This window comes from Tunturiibacter lichenicola, from assembly GCF_051013355.1.
Classification (GTDB): Bacteria; Acidobacteriota; Terriglobia; order Terriglobales; family Acidobacteriaceae; genus Edaphobacter; species Edaphobacter lichenicola_F.
Genome location: NZ_CP132944.1, coordinates 649,601 through 668,069, shown reverse-complemented (window position 1 = coordinate 668,069; position 18,469 = coordinate 649,601). Strand labels below are relative to the sequence as shown.

Sequence of the window (18,469 nt, the reverse complement as noted above, 5' to 3'; positions counted from 1 at the left end):
ACTTAGATTTTTGCGAGCCGTTCCAATTTATCTCGGCCTTCCTCGCGACACAAAACCATTTCTAAACAGCCTATTGCTGAGCAATCAGTCCACGGGCTATCTCTCGACCCGATCCATTCACCGGCTCGGCCAAACGGACAAGGACATTCTTGTTGTACTTTCGCACGACATCACAGAACTCACTGCGTGCGACCGGTACCGCAATATAGTTTCCCTGCGCCTCATCACACTTTCTTCGCATTAAAAATCGCAGCTGTTCATCAGTTTCGACGCCCTCTGCCACAACCTTGATATTTAATCCGTGCGACATTGCAATAATCGTTCGCACCACAGCAGCAGCGTTCGCATCCGTCTCTGCCTTCTTCACAAAACTTTGATCTATCTTCAGGCGGTCTACCTGATACTCCAGCAGGTAAGAGAAGCTGCAGAATCCAGTGCCAAAGTCATCAATCGAGATGCGCACACCCAGCTCCCGGATCTTTTGCAATTTATCCAGAATATTCTCGGAGCTGACCATCAACATGTTCTCCGTAATCTCGATCTGCAGTCGCTCTGGGGGGAGTCCACTCTTAGCAAGGGAATTCTCGACGATATGCACTAGATTTTTCTGCTGAAACTGCCGCGGCGACAAATTCACCGACACCGTCAGGTCGGCACCCAGCTCATCCTGCAGCGCCTTGCCCTCGCAGCACGCCGCCATGAACGCCCATTCGCCAATCGGCACGATCAATCCTGTCTCTTCTGCCAGAGGAACGAACTGCGCCGGCGGGATATTTCCGAGCTTGGGATGGGTCCAGCGCAACAGCGCCTCCATTCCAGTAATAGCTCCAGTCGTCAAGGAAATTTGAGGCTGGTAGTGCATGCTCAGCTCGCCATTTGCCAGCGCGTGGCGCAACGCATGCTCCATCGTCAAGCGTTCCGCCGTCTCCTTCAACATGCTTTCGCTGAATATCTGATGCTGATTGCGGCCGTTCTCCTTTGCTGCATACATCGCCGAATCGGCCCGTTTCAACAGGTGCTTGGCGTCACTGGCAAAGTCGGGGAAGATGCACACCCCAACACTTGCCGTCACACGCACCAGATGGTCTTCGATCGAGATCTCCGGCGCCAGCTTTGCCACCAAGTTAGCCGCGCATTGTTCGACATCAGCGACCGAGGTAATGTCAGGCATCACAACGACAAACTCATCGCCACCGACACGCGCAACAATATCCGTACTGCGTACAGAACGGCTTAGCCTTCTGGCAGCCTCTATCAGAAGTTGGTCTCCCCCCGCATGTCCCAGCGAATCGTTCATACGCTTGAAGTGGTCCAGGTCAATTACGAATACCGCTACCTTAGTCCCATATCGTCGCGCCAGCTCCACGGCTTGTACCGTCTTGTCCTGCAGCAGAGCTCGTCCCGCCAGCCCAGTCAGTTGATCGTGCGTCGCGAGATGGGTCACGTAATCTAACATCTGTCTGCGCTCGCTGACGTCGAACGCGATACTGACAAACCCGCTCACCTCGCCTGTATCCGAGGTCACTGCTCTCATGGCAAGGTTGATCGGGGTTCGCCCCCCATCACGCCGGATCAGTGTCCACTCCTGCTCTTCGGTTCCTCCCACAGTCGCGCCCGCTGTCAGAACTTGAAATCCATACTTATCCAGCGTCGCAGCGGCGTCAATGCTCACTGCCTTGCCCAGTAACTCCCGCTCATCGTGCAATCTGGTCAGTGGGGCCTTTCCCACCAACTCTTCGCGGCTGTAGCCCGTCAGCTTCTCGGCCGCTACGTTCATCGCCGTAATCATTCCGTTGGTATCAGTCGCGACGATGCTGAACGGAGCATTCTGAAACACGGAATCGGTAAACTCCGCTAAATGCGCATATCGTTCCTGCGTTGCCTTCGCTTCGCTGATGTCGCTGAAGGTAAGGGCAAGACCATCGCCCAGCTTCACTACCTGGCTTTGTAACCACGTAGCCCTGATCGTCGGATGGCCGACAGGAAACTCTTCATTCAGCGGCTCTCCGGACTCGACGACCCTGCAGAACCTGGCGAACATCGGTCTCGTAGCTTCCATTGGTGTAGCTGTACAGAGCATCTGCCCCACTAAATCAGAGCGAGGTCGTCCCGCCAGCCGTTCTGCATTCGCATTGACATAGACAATGCGGAAGTCGACGATCTCCCGCGCATCATTTCGTAGACACTCAAGAATGCAAAATGCATCCAGGCTCGTCTCCGTTGCTGCAAGAAACTGTGAGTGTGCCTCCTGGGCTCCTTTCAGTTTTGCTGCCCGCTCATGTTCATGCCACAGCGCGTACGTGGCGAGCATCAGGCAGACGACACCTAATGAGACGGTGATCACCGCTGCCAAATTAGCGCCGTGATTGAACCGCCAGAGCTGTCCTAGCGCCACTGAGATTGGCACGGCGGATAGGATCATCTTCCAAACCCAGGATCGCTGGGAGTCGAACGCAGAAGCCTTCAAGTAATACCTCAAGGTACATGTCACGCAGTGCCGACATCATTCTCTAACTCTCCGGTAGTAAAGTCGAGAAATCAGTTTAGCCGTCGTGGAAAGCTTTGGTACGTGTACTTCTTATCAGGCAATCGCCACGAGTCATGATTTCCCGTGACTCAGGAATAATGACTCGTGGCCTTCAACTCTGATGTCGTCGAGACATCCAACCGTCCCATCCTAGTCCTGTGCCATCCAGCCGTGCATCTCCATCCAGTTCGCCAGCAGAGTTGGATAGATCGCCAGCTCTGGGGAGCCTTTCATTCCCTGCGCCATTCCTACACCATGTTGTCCGCGCTCGAAGATATGCAACTCCGCGGGTACGCCTGCCCGTTTCAGCGCGTCATAAAACTCCGTAGCGTTTAGCGAATTCACCGTCTGATCCGCCGTCGTCGAAAAGATAAAGCATGGCGAAGTGTTCTTCGTCACCAGCTTCACCACCGAGACCGCATCCATCATAGCCATGGTCGGATGGTCTCCCAACAGTCCTTCCATATTTGTCTTGCGTGGAATTGTCGTGTCCATAGTAAATCGCCCATAGGACACAATTGCGAAGTCAGGCCGATCACTTACGCGATCGATCGGATCCGCCGCTCCCGATTTGCCTGCATCATTCACCACAGCGAGATAGCCAGCCAAATGGCCTCCCGCGGAGAAGCCCCATAGCCCAATCTTGTCCTTTTCGACTCCTAGCTCCTCCGCATGGCTGCGGACATATCGTACCGCCCGCGCTCCATCCAGCATCGGAGAAGGGAAGTGGTATCGGGGCCCCAAGCGATACTCCAGCACGAACGCGGTCACCCCGTGCGCGTTCAGCCATCGGGCTTCTTCTCCACCTTCCTTTTCGATCGCCAGATGCAGATATCCGCCTCCCGGCATGACGATCACAGCTGGGTGCGGCCCAGCTCCTGTTGCCGGGTAAACAAACAACTTTGGCACATCCCCATCACTCGTTCCCAGCGCCCCCGGCGCTCCCTTCGGCCAAAGAACGACAGCCTTCTCAAATCCAGCTGGAGGCTTGGTATCGGTAGCCGGCGGAGCTGTCGCAGCAGTCGCTGCGATCGAGGCACACCCCACGCTCAGGCACGCACCGACACACCCAGCCGCCAGCCAAAGCAGTTGTCTCATCGTCCCGCCAGAATACACGCGTCCGGGTAAACTTCGGCCGTAAAAAATAGGGGTAACGTCCACATAGTCAAGCGATTTAATCCGCGGTCGACATCTCGGTTCGGGGCATCGCAGCCACCGTCGACTCAACTCGATTTCGACCCAGATACTTAGCCCGATACAAAGCATGATCGGAGGCGGTCAGCAGCGAAATCAAGGGTGCACTTTTGTCTGGCACGCCAGCCGCCACACCGACGCTGATCGTCTGAATGCCAAGCTGATTCCCTGAGTGTGGCACCTTCATGCCTGCGACCGCTTGCCGAACGCTCTCAGCAACCTCTAACGCTTTGTCCAATCGTGTATTCGGCAAAATCACCGCAAACTCTTCTCCTCCAAACCGCGCAGCTATATCTGCCTTCTCTTGCAGCGTGTTCGCGATCACCTTCGCGATGCAGCGCAGGCATTCATCCCCGCCGACGTGCCCATAGATATCGTTGTACGACTTGAACAGGTCCACATCGATCAACAGCAAAGCCAGCGACTGCGACTGCTGTACTGCGCGATTCCACTCCTCCTCCAGCCGTTCGTCAAATGCTCTCCTGTTCGCCAGGCCGGTTAGTGCATCCGCATTGGCCAGCTCCCGATACCGCAGTTCGCTTTTCTGCAGCGAGAGCTCCAGTGCTTTGCGCTCCTCGAGCAGAGCTGCAACCGGAAAGAACGTAAACAATGCCACCGCAAGAAAGATCTGTTCGATCACAATCTTGTGCAGCAGATTCGTTCCTGTGATCAACATCAACGGTCCGTGTCCCGTGACAGTGAACCAGATCGAGATCAGCGCGATCACGAACACCGCAAGCACGGTCCCGGGAAACCCCAACCGAAATACCACCAGCAGAAGCGCAGGAAAGATGAAAAATATCAGGGGATCTTTGCTATGGCTGAATACCAGAGCAGTAGCGATTGCAGGGACCATCAGCAGAAGTAGCGTCCGGGGTAGTTGCTGGCCTGCCAGCATGCTGAAAAATCCAGGCCGCTGCAGAATGAAAACCAGCGGTGCAATGATGGCCATGCCCAGCACATCGCCGAGGTACCAGGTACGAAACAGCATCCACCACGGCCCTGCGTTAACAAACAGCATGGTCCACGAAGCGCCCAGGGCACTCGTCACTGCCGTCGCCCCAACCACAGCTACGCCCAAAAAACCAAGCAGCGGTACGCGCTTGGTCAGCTGGAACGGGCTGCCAAACCACCGCGTCAACAGCAGGCTCGAGAGGATGACCTCAACGGAGTTAGCAACCGATACTCCGATTGCCAGTCCCACCGGATCGCCGTATGCCACATCAGCCAGCGTATCGGCCAGAAAGCCCGCGACAAAATAATAGATCCAGGTATTTCGTGGCCTCTTGATCAAAACGGCAAACAGGAGACCGTTCGTAAACCAGATCGTTGCGACTCCATCTGACTGTCGCGAAAGTATGATTCCCAGCCAGGAAAAAAGCAGCAAAGTAAAGAACGTTGCGATCAGGTGTATCCACCGCACAGGTTCATCGTGCATGGCGACGCGCTCGGTCGGAGGTACGGCACATACGGCCGAGCCTGCGTCGAGCGACAACACGCCACTGATCTTGTCTACGGCCATTGCGATCTCGTTCCGGCGTCTCTTAACGTTGACTGCATACTGCACCACAACGTCATTTGATACTCGGATATGACTCTGTGGAGCGCGAACAAAAAAACTAGAGAATCCAATCTGTTACACGGCGGTCTATCACACTCCCAACTCCACAATACCGAGCCTGCCGCACGCGAAAACCCTTTTCATCTCCAGACACTTCACGTTGAACCCGCTAAACCGTGAGCAGGAAGCTGGTTGGAGTGAATGATTCGATAGTAGCAAGCGCAAGCGAATTCGCGTCAGTAAAAATGTCAGGCCACATCGCAGGCGATTGAAACCCCACCTGAGCAAGAACGTCTAAACCCACATGAACGCCCTCCGCTCATTCCGGCCACTCGTCCTGGCCGGCCTCGTCTTCGTACCCTCCCTGTCTGCCCAGCAAAAGACCTCTACGCCCGATCCATCCCCCACATCGGCCGCCCCGACGATCGCGGTCGATGCTCGTCTCGTCAATCTCCCTGTCGTCGTCCGCGACAAAAAGGGAGCCCTCATTCAGAACCTCACCAAAGACGACTTCATGCTCCAGGTCGACGGCAAACCCCAGACCATCCGCTACTTCGACAAGGACACCAATCTCCCTCTCATCCTCGGTCTCCTCGTCGACACCAGCATGTCTCAGCGTGACGTTATCGACGAAGAGCGCACCGCCAGTAGCACCTTCCTCGACCAGATGCTCACCACCCCCAAAGACCGGGCCTTCATCGCCCAATTTGCTCGCGAGACTGAGTTGTTGCAAGACCTTACCTCCTCTCGCCCGCTTCTTCAAAAAGCATTAAAAGAGATCGATACGCCCAGTAAAAACTCCGACGACACCGCCGGTAGTCGCCGCGTCGGTGGAACCACCCTCTACGACGCCCTCTTCCTTGCCTCAGACGAGTTGATGCACAAACAGGCCGGTCGCAAAGCCGTCATCATCCTCTCCGACGGAGTCGACAGAAACAGTAAGGAAACCCTCGTCCGATCCATTGAAGCCGCCCAGCGTTCCGACACCATCATCTACGCCATCTACTTCAAGGGCGAAGAGACGCATCCTCAGAACAACAATCCGCAACATGGCCGCGGCGGGTACCCCGGCGGTGGCTATCCAGGCGGCGGCTATCCGGGAGGGGGTTACCCCGGCCGTTACCCAGGCGGCGGCTATCCCGGAGGAGGCGGCAACGGTGGCAGCAACTATCCCTCAACGAGCCATGTCGACGGCAAGAAGATCCTCGAGCGCATGACCCAGGAGACCGGTGGACGCTTCTTTGAAGTCAAGAAAAATCAGGACGTCGCTCAGATCTACAACCAGATTGCCGAAGAACTTCGCGCCCAGTACCGCCTTGGGTACACACCCAGCCAGGACGCGGCCGCCAACGGTTTCCACCAGATCGACCTTGCCCTCCACCAGAAGGGCCTGCTCGTCCAGACCCGCGACGGATACTACTCCGGTCAATAGCTATTTCCCCAATAGCTAGTACTTTTGTCCAACACAGTTTTGCGTCGGGCCACGGTCTTCATGCATCATCTCTATAAATCCTTGGCCTGAATGAACCATGGTCCTAACGAAAGCCGCGGCATGCATCAGGTCTTCAATGAGCTCGAAAAGATGAAAAGGTCTCTCATGATCGCGCACCTCCGCAACGCGCTACTCCCCGCCGTAGGCATGGGCCTGCTCTTGCAGGTTCTTACGCCTGTTCCCCGCGCAGTCGCGCAAGCCACCTTTCACGTCAATAGGAACCTCTACTCGGAGACCGCAGATGCCAGCGCCGACATCGCCGCCGCCATGGTTCAGGCCCGCCGTGAGCACAAGCGCATCCTCCTCGACTTCGGCGCCAACTGGTGTGGTGATTGCCAGGTCCTCGACTACTACTACCAGCAGTCTCCCAACGCCGAACTGCTGGCAAAGTACTTTATCGTCGTCCACATTGACACAGGCCATGTCGATCACAACGTCGACGTCGCAAAGAAGTATCACGTCCCCATCGCCCACGGCATCCCTTCTCTTGCCGTCATAGACGCCCACGGCAATCTCCTCTACGCCGAACACGAAAAGGAGTTCGAGCACACCAGCAAGGAGGCCATCACCGCCCTCCTCACCCGATGGAAGGCATAGCCCTGACCTATCCGTCGGCTGGCCTGCGCCCATGAGGAGGCTATTTCGCTTTCCCATGGTCTTCCACGGCACATTGCTACGCGCAATGCGGCACGACTGCCTCAACCTCGCCCAATCCACTGCCTACTCCGCGATGGTCTCTCTCTTTCCGGCCCTGATCGTCGCTGCCGCCATCGCCAGCATGCTTCCTGATACCACTCCCCTCCGCTTTCAGCTTGCCATCTTCTTCGATCGCATCCTGCCCCCGGACGTTAGCCCGCTGCTGCAGAGCTACTTCGTCGCCGAGCCTCAAACCACCCGGTCCACCCACGCTCTCGCCCTTGCCTTCATCGTCAGCCTCACTGGCGCCTCCAGCGTCCTGGCCACCATCATGGAGGGTCTCCGACGCGCCAATGACCTCCCAGTCAATTGCTGGACATTCTGGCAACGTCGCCTCCGCGCCTTCCTCCTTGTCCCTCTTTCGCTGATCCCTTTTGCCCTCGCCAGCATCCTAGTAGTCTTCGGTCACTTCATCACCGAGTGGCTCGCCGGGCATATCGCGCCTTCCGCTCGAACCTCAGTCTTCCTTTTAGCGCTCCTGATTCGCTGGAGTGTCGCTCTCACTGGCAGCATCGGTATCACAGCTCTCATCTATCACATGGGTACCCCCATGCAGCAATCCTGGAAGCGAACTCTCCCCGGAGCCTTCCTCTCCACCGCTATGTGGTTTCTCGCCACCCTCATCTTCGGCTGGTATGTCACCCGTTTTGCCAACTACTCCCAGGTCTATGGCTCGCTAGGCGCAGGAATCGCTCTACTCTTCTGGCTCTACATCATCTCCCTTTGCGTTCTCTTCGGAGCCGAGTTCAACACTGAGTTTCGTACACGTTTTTTCCACCATCAACGAACTCATTCCAACCCGGCAACCCCAAACCCCCTTCCGCCCGGTTAGAATTGCCACGGCAGTTATACTCAACTCACTGGTCATACCATCCAAATGCCGGATGGTGAGAAAGTTCCCCAAAACCGATCCATGAAGATCTCCTCGAATCCTATGTCCAATGTTGCCCCCTTTGCCACACTGGAGCGCGGTCGCCGCGCCAAAATCGTCGCCACCCTCGGCCCAGCGTCAAGTACACCCGAGATCTTCCGCCAACTCGTCCGCGCCGGCCTCGATGTCGCTCGCCTCAACTTTTCCCACGGTAGCCACGAGCAAAAGGCCGATCTCATCCGCATGGTCCGCAAAATCTCGAAGGAGGAACGCAAGCCCATCTGCATCCTCGCCGACCTGCAGGGCCCCAAGATCCGCACCGGCAAGCTCAAGGGACACAAGCCCGTCCAACTCGTAGCCGGGAAGCGCCTCACCATCACCCCGCGCGAGATCGAGGGCAACGCCTCCCTTGTCGGCACCACCTTCAAGACCCTCGCTGAAAACCTCGAGCCCGGCTCCCGCATCCTGCTCTCCGACGGCCTCATCGAACTGCGCGTCGAGTCCGTCAAAGGCATCGACGTTACCTGCGAGATCGTCAACGGCGGCATGCTCGGCGAAAACAAGGGCATTAACCTCCCCGGCATCGCTGTCAACGTTCCGTCACTCACCGAAAAAGACGAAGAAGACCTAATCTTCGCCATCGGACAGGGTGTCGATACCGTCGCCGTCTCCTTCGTCCGCACAGCCGACGACGTACGCCACGTCAAGAACCGCCTCGCCGCCCTCAAGTCCGACGCCTGGGTCATCGCCAAGCTCGAAAAGCCCCAGGCCATCGAGCATCTGGACAGCATCCTCGAAGTCACCGACGCTATCATGGTCGCGCGTGGCGATCTGGGCGTCGAAGTCCCACCCGAAAAAGTCCCTGCGATCCAGAAGCACATCATTCGCCGCGCCGCCGAGTATCGCAAGCCCGTCATCACCGCGACGCAGATGCTCGAATCGATGATTGACAACCCGCGCCCCACCCGCGCCGAGGCCTCGGATGTCGCCAACGCCATCTACGACGGCACCGACTCCGTCATGCTCTCAGCCGAGTCCGCCGCCGGCAAGTATCCCGTCGAAGCCGTCGCCATGATGGCTAAGATCATCACTGAGACCGAGCATCAGATCCGCATCGACCCACCACGCGCCCTCGGCCATCACCCCAGCGTCCGCCTCTCCATCGCCGAAACCATCTGCGAATGCATGTCGCACGCTGCCGATGACCTGGACGTGGCCGCCATCGCCATCTTCACCGAGTCCGGCATGACCGCCCGGCTCCTCTCCAAATACCACCCTGACCCGCCTATCTTCGCTCTGTCGCCCTTCGAGAAGGTGATCAACCGCAGCATGCTGCTCTGGGGCACCTACCCCATCCTCTGCGCTCGCTTCCGCGACACGGACAAGCTCGTCAGCATGGCCGAACAGATCCTCGAGACCGAGGGACACGTTCACCAGCGTCAGATCGTCGGTATCGTCGCCGGCACTCGCACCAAATCCGGCGCCACCAACTTCATGCGTCTCCACATGGTCGGCGATCGCGACACCGAAACCCATAAGCCAAAACCGAAGAAGAAAAAAACGAAGTAACAGGCTCAAAATAAAACTGCAGCAGACACAGAAATGGCCGCTTCCTCCCGAGAAGCGACCATTTCTGTAACCAAATTAGTAACTCAAATTAGACAGCAAGACGCCGTCGAATTGCTCCGGCGACTCCCATGATTCCTATGCCAAACAGTGCTAGGCTGCTTGGTTCAGGGACCGGAGAGTTCTCGGTTACGCTGACCGAGTCAAATTGTGGGAGATCGAAACCCTTCGCAGGCCCTTCGATGTCCCAAATGCCGTTCAGATTGACATCATTTCCATTGGCCAGCGAAAAAGAGACGCCGTTGGAGTCGAAAAACTTCGTTCCAAAACCCAGACCGGGATAAACCAAAGGAAAGATCAATTCGTTGTCGTTGTGTCCAAATCCATCTACTTTCACAACGGACGTGATAGCGGAGGTTGATCCTCCTGACTTCACATTGCCTGTAACGCCAGTGACGTCATAAATATTTGAGTGACCCACCTCTGTCGCGGTAAACGTGCCGGAGCCGGAAAAGAAAATTCCTGAGAAGCTAAAGCTGAACGTATCGGCGCGGGCAGAGGTGGATACAAGAGAAGCCAAGGTGAAAATGCAGGGTCCCAATATTCTGTACTTCATACGCTCCTGTTACTCATGCGAGCAACTGAAGCAACTAGAAGCATTTGGACTGCCAAACCGCCGCTGTATTAAAACTCCGAAAATCAGGCACCCTCGGCCTGTGCATCGCCATCATCCAACTCGGCTTGTGCAGTTCTTTGCATGAGGCAGTGGAAACTCGTTTGCTCTAAAGGCCAAAGCGAGCTATCTGTTGATCGATCAATGGATGCAACAGAGACCGCGATGCATGCAGCGGCCTCTGCCCCGTCACATCCTAAGACGCGAGTCTGCGGCGGACAATTCCAGCCAGCCCCAATACGCCCGTTCCCAACAGCGCCAGTGATCCTGGCTCAGGCACTGGAGACGCTTCGGTCACCGTGATCGCCCCGGCCTGTTCGTCCTGTTTGCCGCCGGTCAGCTTGAGGTCCTGTCCCTCTCCCAGGAACAGATTCAACTTCCCCGCACCGTTCGCCAGCGCAAAAGAGACACCAGAAGCGTCAAAGGCGCCAAACGGAGCCGGTAGCTCCGGAAAGAAAAGCAGGTTGTCGTTAGGTCCATCAGCCGGGAACGACCCCGCCGCCAACAAGCCCGAGATCGCGTTGGTCGTTTTTCCGATGACAACATCGCCGGTCACGCCAACAATCTCGTAGACGCCAGCGGTACTTGTTGAGTCCGCGGTCAACACACCAGACCCGGAAAAGTCCGAGTTGCTGAAGTTGAAGTTGAAGCTGATCGGGTCAGCGAAGGCAGCAGTGGAGGGCAGAGCAGCCAGAACGAGACTGCACAGTGCAAGCGAGAGCCGAGTCATAAATCTCCTGTTAATACTATGGTTTTGTTGCTCTCCCGCTACTGCACTTCAAGGTCCAACGCCCTTCTTCTGATTCCCCCTAAATCACGCGCGATCTCACCTTGCCTCTGGAAAACACGCTCTCCTCTATGCATTATTTTTCCTCTCGCACTCCACCAAACCGCCAACTTGGTTACAGCCAAATGAACCAACCCGCGTAAGCATCGTTCTCCTGTTTTCGGATCGCCGTACAATCGATGCATGGGCCGCATCCGTATCCTCTCTGACCTCGTGGCGAACCAGATCGCCGCTGGCGAAGTTGTCGAACGCCCCGCCTCTGTCGTCAAAGAGCTCCTCGAAAACTCGCTCGACGCCGCAGCCACCCGCATCCGCATCGAGGTCGAAGCCGGGGGCCGCAAGCTTATCCGCATCTCCGACAACGGCCACGGCATGGTTCGCGACGACGCCCTTCTCGCCTTCGAGCGCCACGCCACCTCCAAGCTTCGCACCGCTGACGAGCTCCTCTCCATCGCCACTCTCGGCTTCCGCGGCGAAGCTCTGCCATCCATTGCCAGCGTCGCCCGCCTTCTCCTCGAAACCCGCGTCGCCGAAGAACCCTCCGGCACCCTGGTAGAGATAGCCGGTGGTAGCATCCTCCGCGTAGAAGACGCAGGTCTGCCCGTCGGCACCACCATTACCATCAACGACCTCTTCTTTAACACCCCTGCCCGTCGCAAATTCCTCAAGTCCGAGCAGACCGAGCTATCCCACATCGCCGCTCTCGTCACCCACTACGCTCTCGTCCACCCCACCAAGCACTTCGAACTCCACTCGGCCACGCAAGCTCTTCTCGTCGCGCCCGCAGTCGCCAACGCCGCAGATCGTCTCTTCCAGATCTTCGGCAAAGACACCAGCAGCTACATGCTCCCGACCACTGCCGAGCTGGATTTCACCCGCGCCGGTCTTCCCGAACCTCCACCGTGGAAGCGCGACGCCGACTACACTCCGCCCGATCCAGGCTACCTCCGCCTCACCGGCTTCGTCTCCAAGCCCGAACTGCAAAAGCTCAATCGCAACTCCATCTACCTCTTCGTCAACCAGCGCCTCATCCGCGACAAGCTGATCCTCCACGCCATCTCCGAGGCATATCGCAACATCCTTCCGCCCACATCCTTTCCCGTCACCCTTCTCTACCTCGAGATGCCTCCGCAAGAGGTCGACGTCAACGTTCATCCCGCCAAGACCGAAGTCCGCTTCCGCCAACCAAGCTTCGTTCACGACTTCGTCCGCGACACCATCCGCACCACGCTCATTCAAGCCCGTCCCGCGGCCAGCTTCGCAACCGCCCTGCAAAACGGCCCTCACGGCGTATCAAGCTCCCTGCTCATCGACGTCAGCCCACTCCCAGGCGCTCCTGATGGTACTGATGCCATCCCACAATCGTTCTTTGAACCAAGCTCAACCCCAAACTCATTCGTATCCAGCGCTCTTTTCGAAGCGCGTTATCCTGAGCGGAGCGAAGAACCCCCGTATTTTGCCGGAGCAGGTACAACCTTCCCTCACTCCGAACCCTATAACCCGGACGACACCGCAGCGTTCAACTCTGAGCCTGTAAAGTCCCCCACATATAACCTCGCCGCCCCCATCGTCCCACCCTCTCCCGGCCGCTTCGCCTTCTCTGGCCACTCCATCCCCGTCGGCTACGACTCTGCCCAAACCGAGCCCACCTACGAAGCCGCCCCCCAACAAGCCGACACCCTCACCGCCCTCTCTACCCTCAAGCCCATCGGCCAGTTCCGCGACTCCTTCATCCTCGCCACCAACGAAGAAGGCCTCTGGATCATCGACCAGCACGTAGCCCACGAGCGCATCCTCTTCGAAAAGGTTCTCCGCGAGCGCGACACCGAGCAGATCCAGCGCCAGCGCCTCCTCATGCCGTTGTTGATCGATCTCCTCCCGGCCCAGATGATCACCTTCGCCGAGATCGCCGACGAACTCGACCGCAACGGCTTCGAAGCCGAGCCCTTCGGCCCCCGCACCCTGGCCGTCAAAGCAGCTCCCGTAGGACTCGAAGGCCGCGAACTCGAGCAGATGCTCGAAGAGGTCCTCGCCATCCCCGACCGCAACCGCCAGACCGAAAACGCCGAAGCCCGTCGCCGCCGCATCGCCGCCAGCATCGCATGCCACGCTGCAATCAAAATAAACCAGCCCCTCGAACCCTCAAAAGTCGAATGGCTCCTCGACGCCCTCGGGAAAACCGAGCACCCAACCGCCTGTCCCCATGGCAGACCCATCGCTCTGCGTTACTCCTACAAAGACATAGCCAAAGCCTTCCAGCGCATCTGACCTGCATTCAATTAGGCCGGTGTGAGCCTCACATTGACGACAAACGATTCGGAATCCGGAGTGATCCTCATCAACCCTGAATCCGATCCATCAACCTTCCATTTGATGTGGTTCGCAAGAAGCCAATTTTGCAACTTAACCGGGTTGTACCGCCTTCCTTCCAGCGACCTCCAGGAATTCAACAGTGCTTTGGCAGTATCGGCGTTGGGCTCTATTCCTTCCAGATACAACTTCCCAAAGTTATAAGGTCTCCCCTCATCCACAAAAATAAGCAGGCTGATGATCCGGCGCGATTCGTCAATCGATAGTGTAGGAGTGGCAACAGTATTGATGTATCCCTCTGTTCCATAGAGATTTCTCAGACTCTCTAAGCCATCCCCAATCCTGGTCACGCTGAAGAGATCTCCGCGTCGCAACGGAAACAGGTCTTCTAGCCGTGCAGAGGAAAAAAAGCTCGTTCTCTCGAAGTGAATTTCACCGAGACGATACTGCGCTCCGGGGTCCACCGTAGCGGTAATGTCGGCAGATATGTTCCCCTCTGTCTGCGCAGGAAGGGACAACGTCGGCTGAGCGACAACCGCCCGGAGATACCCGATGTCTCGGAAGGCATTTCGCATGCGCTCGCCAATTTCACGTTCGGGATATGTATTCTGCTCAAAAATGCGAATGATCTGTTCGCGATCTGCATCCGGCAGAGTGGGCGACTCGATCACCAGCTTGTCAATCCGGACACTATTCGCCGATTCTGCAAAGCCTGCTTGTATAAGGCTTGCCTGGAACAGGAACGAAGCAACGATTAGTCTGACCAGGATCCGCATAGCACCTCCTCTGAGGAGTTGAAGTTCCTCGATGGAGTTCCGACCCGCCATCGTAGGACAAATCCAATCGAACGGCAACAAACCTGTCCTCCAATCACAAAAACCGAGCATCCACCGCCTACCCCACGGCAGACCCATCGCTTTGCGTTATTCTTATAAAGACATACAAAAAGCATTTCAGCGCATCTAGACGCCAACCGCTCGAATCCAATCTTTAGTGTCATCCTTTTAGCCCAGGCTGAGGATATGTTGTAGCGCGAGCAATCGCTCCGCCCAGCAGGAAGGCAACACCTTGAGTACCCTAAGCACTCCCACGGCTGACCAGCTCGCCGCCGCCCGTCTCGCCCATTGGCATCACAACGCCGATCCCATCCTCACCATCAACATGCTACGCGACTGGCTCAACACCTCCGGCCTGGTCTTCTTCACGCCTCGCGCCGCGCAGCTTCCGGCCCCCGCGCCATCCTTCGTCGAAGCGATCCTCGGCACCCCGAACGCCGCACCCTCGCTCGCCGATACTGACCAGTCCCGCACTCTCCTCTCGCGCCTCATCATCGACGGCGGCGCAATTCCGCTCAATCTCCTCGGCTCGCCGACAGGCACCGGCAGCGAGACCCCGGACTTCATCGTCTCCCCGCTAGCCTTCCCCTACATCTTCACCCTCCGTGGCGACAAGGCATGGAAGCAGCCCCCCACCACTAGCGGAGCCAGCAAGGTCTCCCCGCTAGCCCTCAACACCTACACCCTCCTCGCCGAGCGCGCCAAAGACCACGCCACCGGCATGTCCTCGTACGACCTCACCACGCAGCTCGGCAAGGAGGTCACCGAATCCGCCGTCCTCCGCTCGCTCACCGAGCTCTGGCAGCACCTCCGCGTCATCCCCGTCCCACAGCCCGTCGGCGCAGCAACTCTTTGGGAGCTCACCACCACCCGCTTCACCAAACAAATCAAAGCCGGAGCCAACGCCGGCCAGCCCACCGCGCTCTCGGCCCTCATCTCGCTCTACCTCGGTCAGGCCATCGTAGCGTCTGAGGAAGACATCGAAACCTTTCTCTCTCCGGTAGCCGCCCGTTCGCGCATTCGCGACGTCGTCCACGCGCTCATCTCCGCGCGCCAGCTTGAAACCATCGCCGTCGAAGGCCGCACGGTCCTCCACGTTGCCGGCGAGCTCCCCGCATTCCTCGCCGTCGCCACACCGGTACCCGACGACATCGACTCCATCGTCGTCACCACCGAAGGCGACAGCGATGCAGCGGCAGAATCTCCACGCATCAAAAAGTTCATCTCCAAGCCCCGTAAGGTTGGCACTGGATTTGTAACCAAACCTGGTCGCGACTCCGAATCGGCACTGACACCGCGCGAACGCCGCCCCTTCACCCGCGAATCCAACCGCCCCGACCGCCCCAGCTTCACCAAGCCATGGGAAGAAGAGAAGGCCGACCGCCTCGCCCCAGCAAAATCCTCCTCCGAAGTATCGGAAGACGGCGACAGCACTACGACTTCGCGAGCGCCGCGCACCTACGACCGCAAGCCCGCCTTCGACAGAGAAGGGAAGCGTCCCTCCTTCGGCTCCAAACCCTCTTTCGGCAGCCGCCCCAGCTTTGGCAGCAAGTCAAGCTTCGGTGAGAAACCCCGCTTCGGCAGCGATCGCCCCTCCTTCAAATCCGACCGCCCCTCCTTCAGTGGAGACCGCCCAACCTATCGCCGCAACGAAGGCTCCAGCGACAGCCGTCCACCCCGCCGCGAATACACCCCACGCCCCTACGGCGATGCGCCGGCAGGCGACAGTGACCGACCCCGCAAGACCTTCTCCACGCCTGGCACCTTCGGCCGCAAGCGCGAAGGCTTCGCTGGCAAGCCCAGCTTTGGCCGCGACAGCAACGACACACGTCCCCCCGTCGCGACTACGGCGACTCCCGCCCCCCACGCCGCGAGTTCACCCCCCGCACCGACGGAGACTCCGGCGACAGCCGTCCACCCCGCCGCACCTTCGGCGATAAACCCAGCTTCGGCGAGTCCAGCTTCGGTGGCCCGCGCAAACCCGGCAGCTTCTCCGCCCGTCCACAGCGCAGCGCCGACGGCGGCGACCGCACCAACGGCTTCGCTCCACGCAAATCATTTGCCCCCCGCGAAGAAGGAGCAGGCCCATCGCGCTTCGGCGGCAAACCCAGCTTCTCCCGCGACCGTGCAGACCGCAGCGAACGCGCTCCTCGCGCCAACTTCGGCGGAGACCGCAGCGAAGGCCGCACCAGCCGAGCCAGTGGCCCTCCCTTCCGCAAGTTCGACGCCCCACGCACTCCACGCTCCTCCTCCGACCGGCCAGCCCGTCCCGAAGGCTCCGGCGACTACGCCCCAAGGCCCCGAAGCAGCTCCACCGGCAAACCCAGCGGCAGCTTCGGAGCGAAGAAACCCTACGGCAAATCCAGCGGAGGCTACGCCGGTAAATCGACCGGTGGCAGCTACGCAGGCAAGTCTACAGGCGGCAGCTTCGCCGGCAAGAAGCCATACGGCAAATCCGCAGCAGGCGGCACCGGCAAACCGGCCAGCACCTTCGATAAGTTCAAGGGCAACAAGAAGCCCTTCGGCAAACGCACTCCAACTCGCAAGTTCAAACCTCAGGAAGGCGAATAGGCCGGATGACGCAGCCGAACGAAGACTTCGCAGCCGCAACGCCGCCTGAAACCAAAAAACGTCAGCGCCCCGTCATCGCCATCGACGGGCCCGCTGGCGCCGGCAAGAGCACCCTCGCTGCCCACCTCGCCCGCCGCTTCGGCTTTCTCAACCTCGAGACCGGCGCCATGTACCGAGCCCTGGCCCTCAAGGCCATCGAAAACGACTACGCCTTCGACGAAGAAGCTCCCCTCATGCACCTTGCCGCGCACACCCGCATCACCCTCGAGCCGCAACTCGAAGGCAACCGTGTCCTGCTCGACGGCATGGACGTCTCCCGCCGCATCCGCGAGACCGACGTCACCTCCGCAGCCTCGCAAGTCTCCGTCCACCCCCACCTCCGCGCCTGGATGGTCGAGCAACAGCGCGCCCTCGGCGAAGCCGGTGGCGTCGTCATGGAAGGCCGCGACATCGGCACCGCCGTCTTCCCCGACGCAGAAGTAAAGATATTTCTGGACGCTGCGCCTGAGGTCCGCGGCAACCGCCGCTACCGCCAGGCCGACCCCCGATCCCACATCAACCTACCCACCGCACTGCAAAACTCCGCACGTCAGGCACCCGACGCCGTCACCGCCGAACAGCAACGCCTCGCCGAAGAGGCCATCCTTCGCGACCTCAAGGAGCGCGACTACCGCGATCGCCACCGTGCCGAGTCGCCCCTTCAACCTGCCCCCGACGCAATCATCCTCGACTCTACGTCCATGACTCTCGATCAGGTCCTCGCCAAGGCCGAAGAGATAGTCCGTTCCCATCTCAAAGCGTAACGGTGCGTGATATCTAACATCGTCGGCATATCTTTGTCGAGTGCTCGTCTCCCTGAAATCCTCTGTTTGCCTCGCTTCTCCACATTTGTTGCACCATAAATAGTGCAGCTATAACTATTTAGGAGATTAAAAGAAAAAAACTTGCCAGTTGTGCTAACCTTCACACATCGTTTGAAACAGATTGGATTTCTGCAAAGCTCGTACTGTACGAACCCCGATTTGGATCTAGCGGCAAATTCATCAGCAATAAGGAAATAGCGAACATGGAACAGGGAACAGTGAAGTGGTTTAACGATGCCAAGGGGTTTGGCTTTATCAGCCGTCAGAACGGCGAGGATGTATTCGTACACTACTCGGCGATCAATTCGAACGGTTTCAAGAGCCTTCAAGAGGGCCAAGCTGTACAGTTCAACGTGGTAAAGGGACCCAAGGGTTGGCAGGCGTCTGACGTTCAGCCTCTCTAGTCTTTAGCACCAAGACTGCAGCAACAACCGAGTTTTGCGGGAGGGATGGCTCAGGCTATCCCTCTGCGCGCTTAACCTCGAAAAAAGCGATCCCAACGGCCAACCACAGTTGGGTCGA

14 protein-coding genes are annotated in these 18,469 nt (G+C 58.2%); 8 read left to right on the top strand and 6 right to left on the bottom strand.

The window, feature by feature from the left end:
• Window positions 1–70: 70 nt before the first annotated feature.
• The 3 genes from RBB82_RS02805 to RBB82_RS02795 form a co-directional block, all read right to left on the bottom strand.
• Window positions 71–2,467 (bottom strand): putative bifunctional diguanylate cyclase/phosphodiesterase, encoded by a 2,397-nt coding sequence (locus RBB82_RS02805; RefSeq protein ID WP_433973605.1) that lies wholly within the window; start codon window positions 2,465–2,467, stop codon window positions 71–73.
• A 210-nt stretch (window positions 2,468–2,677) separates the two neighbouring features.
• The gene (locus RBB82_RS02800) at window positions 2,678–3,625 is read right to left on the bottom strand and encodes an alpha/beta hydrolase (RefSeq protein WP_433973604.1); all 948 of its coding nucleotides are present in this window, start codon (window positions 3,623–3,625) and stop codon (window positions 2,678–2,680) included.
• Between the two features lie 76 nt (window positions 3,626–3,701).
• Window positions 3,702–5,243 carry a diguanylate cyclase gene (locus RBB82_RS02795; RefSeq protein WP_433973603.1) on the bottom strand — a complete coding sequence of 514 codons (1,542 nt, stop codon included), beginning with the start codon at window positions 5,241–5,243 and terminating at the stop codon, window positions 3,702–3,704.
• Between the two features lie 343 nt (window positions 5,244–5,586).
• Here RBB82_RS02795 and RBB82_RS02790 point away from each other — a divergent pair, with 343 nt between their 5' ends.
• The 4 genes from RBB82_RS02790 to pyk all read left to right on the top strand — a co-directional run bounded on the left by RBB82_RS02790 (window position 5,587) and on the right by pyk (window position 9,910).
• The gene (locus RBB82_RS02790; protein WP_433973602.1) at window positions 5,587–6,714 is read left to right on the top strand and encodes a VWA domain-containing protein; all 1,128 of its coding nucleotides are present in this window, start codon (window positions 5,587–5,589) and stop codon (window positions 6,712–6,714) included.
• Window positions 6,715–6,864: 150 nt separating this feature from the next.
• Window positions 6,865–7,371 carry a thioredoxin family protein gene (locus tag RBB82_RS02785; RefSeq protein WP_433973601.1) on the top strand — a complete coding sequence of 169 codons (507 nt, stop codon included), beginning with the start codon at window positions 6,865–6,867 and terminating at the stop codon, window positions 7,369–7,371.
• A gap of 31 nt (window positions 7,372–7,402) precedes the next feature.
• The gene (locus RBB82_RS02780; protein WP_433973600.1) at window positions 7,403–8,302 is read left to right on the top strand and encodes a YihY/virulence factor BrkB family protein; all 900 of its coding nucleotides are present in this window, start codon (window positions 7,403–7,405) and stop codon (window positions 8,300–8,302) included.
• 102 nt (window positions 8,303–8,404) lie between these two features.
• The gene (gene pyk / locus RBB82_RS02775) at window positions 8,405–9,910 is read left to right on the top strand and encodes a pyruvate kinase (protein WP_433973599.1); all 1,506 of its coding nucleotides are present in this window, start codon (window positions 8,405–8,407) and stop codon (window positions 9,908–9,910) included.
• Window positions 9,911–9,998: 88 nt separating this feature from the next.
• On the opposite strand, the gene RBB82_RS02770 is transcribed toward pyk, so the two are convergent.
• Entirely contained in the window at window positions 9,999–10,487 is a 489-nt protein-coding gene (locus RBB82_RS02770) for a PEP-CTERM sorting domain-containing protein (protein WP_433973598.1), read from the bottom strand.
• A gap of 289 nt (window positions 10,488–10,776) precedes the next feature.
• Window positions 10,777–11,310 carry a PEP-CTERM sorting domain-containing protein gene (locus RBB82_RS02765; RefSeq protein WP_433973597.1) on the bottom strand — a complete coding sequence of 178 codons (534 nt, stop codon included), beginning with the start codon at window positions 11,308–11,310 and terminating at the stop codon, window positions 10,777–10,779.
• 240 nt (window positions 11,311–11,550) lie between these two features.
• Here RBB82_RS02765 and mutL point away from each other — a divergent pair, with 240 nt between their 5' ends.
• Window positions 11,551–13,635 (top strand): DNA mismatch repair endonuclease MutL, encoded by a 2,085-nt coding sequence (gene mutL / locus RBB82_RS02760; RefSeq protein ID WP_433973596.1) that lies wholly within the window; start codon window positions 11,551–11,553, stop codon window positions 13,633–13,635.
• A gap of 11 nt (window positions 13,636–13,646) precedes the next feature.
• Here the strand turns inward: mutL and RBB82_RS02755 are convergent, their stop codons facing one another.
• The gene (locus tag RBB82_RS02755) at window positions 13,647–14,453 is read right to left on the bottom strand and encodes a POTRA domain-containing protein (protein WP_433973595.1); all 807 of its coding nucleotides are present in this window, start codon (window positions 14,451–14,453) and stop codon (window positions 13,647–13,649) included.
• A 292-nt stretch (window positions 14,454–14,745) separates the two neighbouring features.
• Here RBB82_RS02755 and RBB82_RS02750 point away from each other — a divergent pair, with 292 nt between their 5' ends.
• The 3 genes from RBB82_RS02750 (at window position 14,746) to RBB82_RS02740 (ending at window position 18,351) form a co-directional block, all read left to right on the top strand.
• A complete protein-coding gene (locus tag RBB82_RS02750) occupies window positions 14,746–17,133 on the top strand; it encodes a hypothetical protein (protein WP_433973594.1) in 2,388 nt (795 codons plus the stop codon).
• On the top strand, window positions 17,090–17,887 hold the full coding sequence (gene cmk, locus RBB82_RS02745; RefSeq protein ID WP_433973593.1) for a (d)CMP kinase: 798 nt from the start codon (window positions 17,090–17,092) through the stop codon (window positions 17,885–17,887). Before RBB82_RS02750 ends, cmk begins: the two co-directional genes overlap by 44 nt.
• 263 nt (window positions 17,888–18,150) lie before the next feature.
• On the top strand, window positions 18,151–18,351 hold the full coding sequence (locus RBB82_RS02740; RefSeq protein ID WP_013581125.1) for a cold-shock protein: 201 nt from the start codon (window positions 18,151–18,153) through the stop codon (window positions 18,349–18,351).
• The last annotated feature ends 118 nt before the right edge of the window (window positions 18,352–18,469 follow it).

Coding starts and splice junctions, on each gene's coding strand:
- RBB82_RS02755 (WP_433973595.1), bottom strand. CDS start 14,453: ATGCGGATCCTGGTCAGACTAATCGTTGCTTCGTTCCTGTTCCAGGCA.
- mutL (WP_433973596.1), top strand. CDS start 11,551: ATGGGCCGCATCCGTATCCTCTCTGACCTCGTGGCGAACCAGATCGCC.
- RBB82_RS02800 (WP_433973604.1), bottom strand. CDS start 3,625: ATGAGACAACTGCTTTGGCTGGCGGCTGGGTGTGTCGGTGCGTGCCTG.
- cmk (WP_433973593.1), top strand. CDS start 17,090: ATGACGCAGCCGAACGAAGACTTCGCAGCCGCAACGCCGCCTGAAACC.
- RBB82_RS02790 (WP_433973602.1), top strand. CDS start 5,587: ATGAACGCCCTCCGCTCATTCCGGCCACTCGTCCTGGCCGGCCTCGTC.
- RBB82_RS02765 (WP_433973597.1), bottom strand. CDS start 11,310: ATGACTCGGCTCTCGCTTGCACTGTGCAGTCTCGTTCTGGCTGCTCTG.
- pyk (WP_433973599.1), top strand. CDS start 8,405: ATGTCCAATGTTGCCCCCTTTGCCACACTGGAGCGCGGTCGCCGCGCC.
- RBB82_RS02780 (WP_433973600.1), top strand. CDS start 7,403: ATGAGGAGGCTATTTCGCTTTCCCATGGTCTTCCACGGCACATTGCTA.
- RBB82_RS02795 (WP_433973603.1), bottom strand. CDS start 5,243: ATGGCCGTAGACAAGATCAGTGGCGTGTTGTCGCTCGACGCAGGCTCG.
- RBB82_RS02785 (WP_433973601.1), top strand. CDS start 6,865: ATGAAAAGGTCTCTCATGATCGCGCACCTCCGCAACGCGCTACTCCCC.
- RBB82_RS02740 (WP_013581125.1), top strand. CDS start 18,151: ATGGAACAGGGAACAGTGAAGTGGTTTAACGATGCCAAGGGGTTTGGC.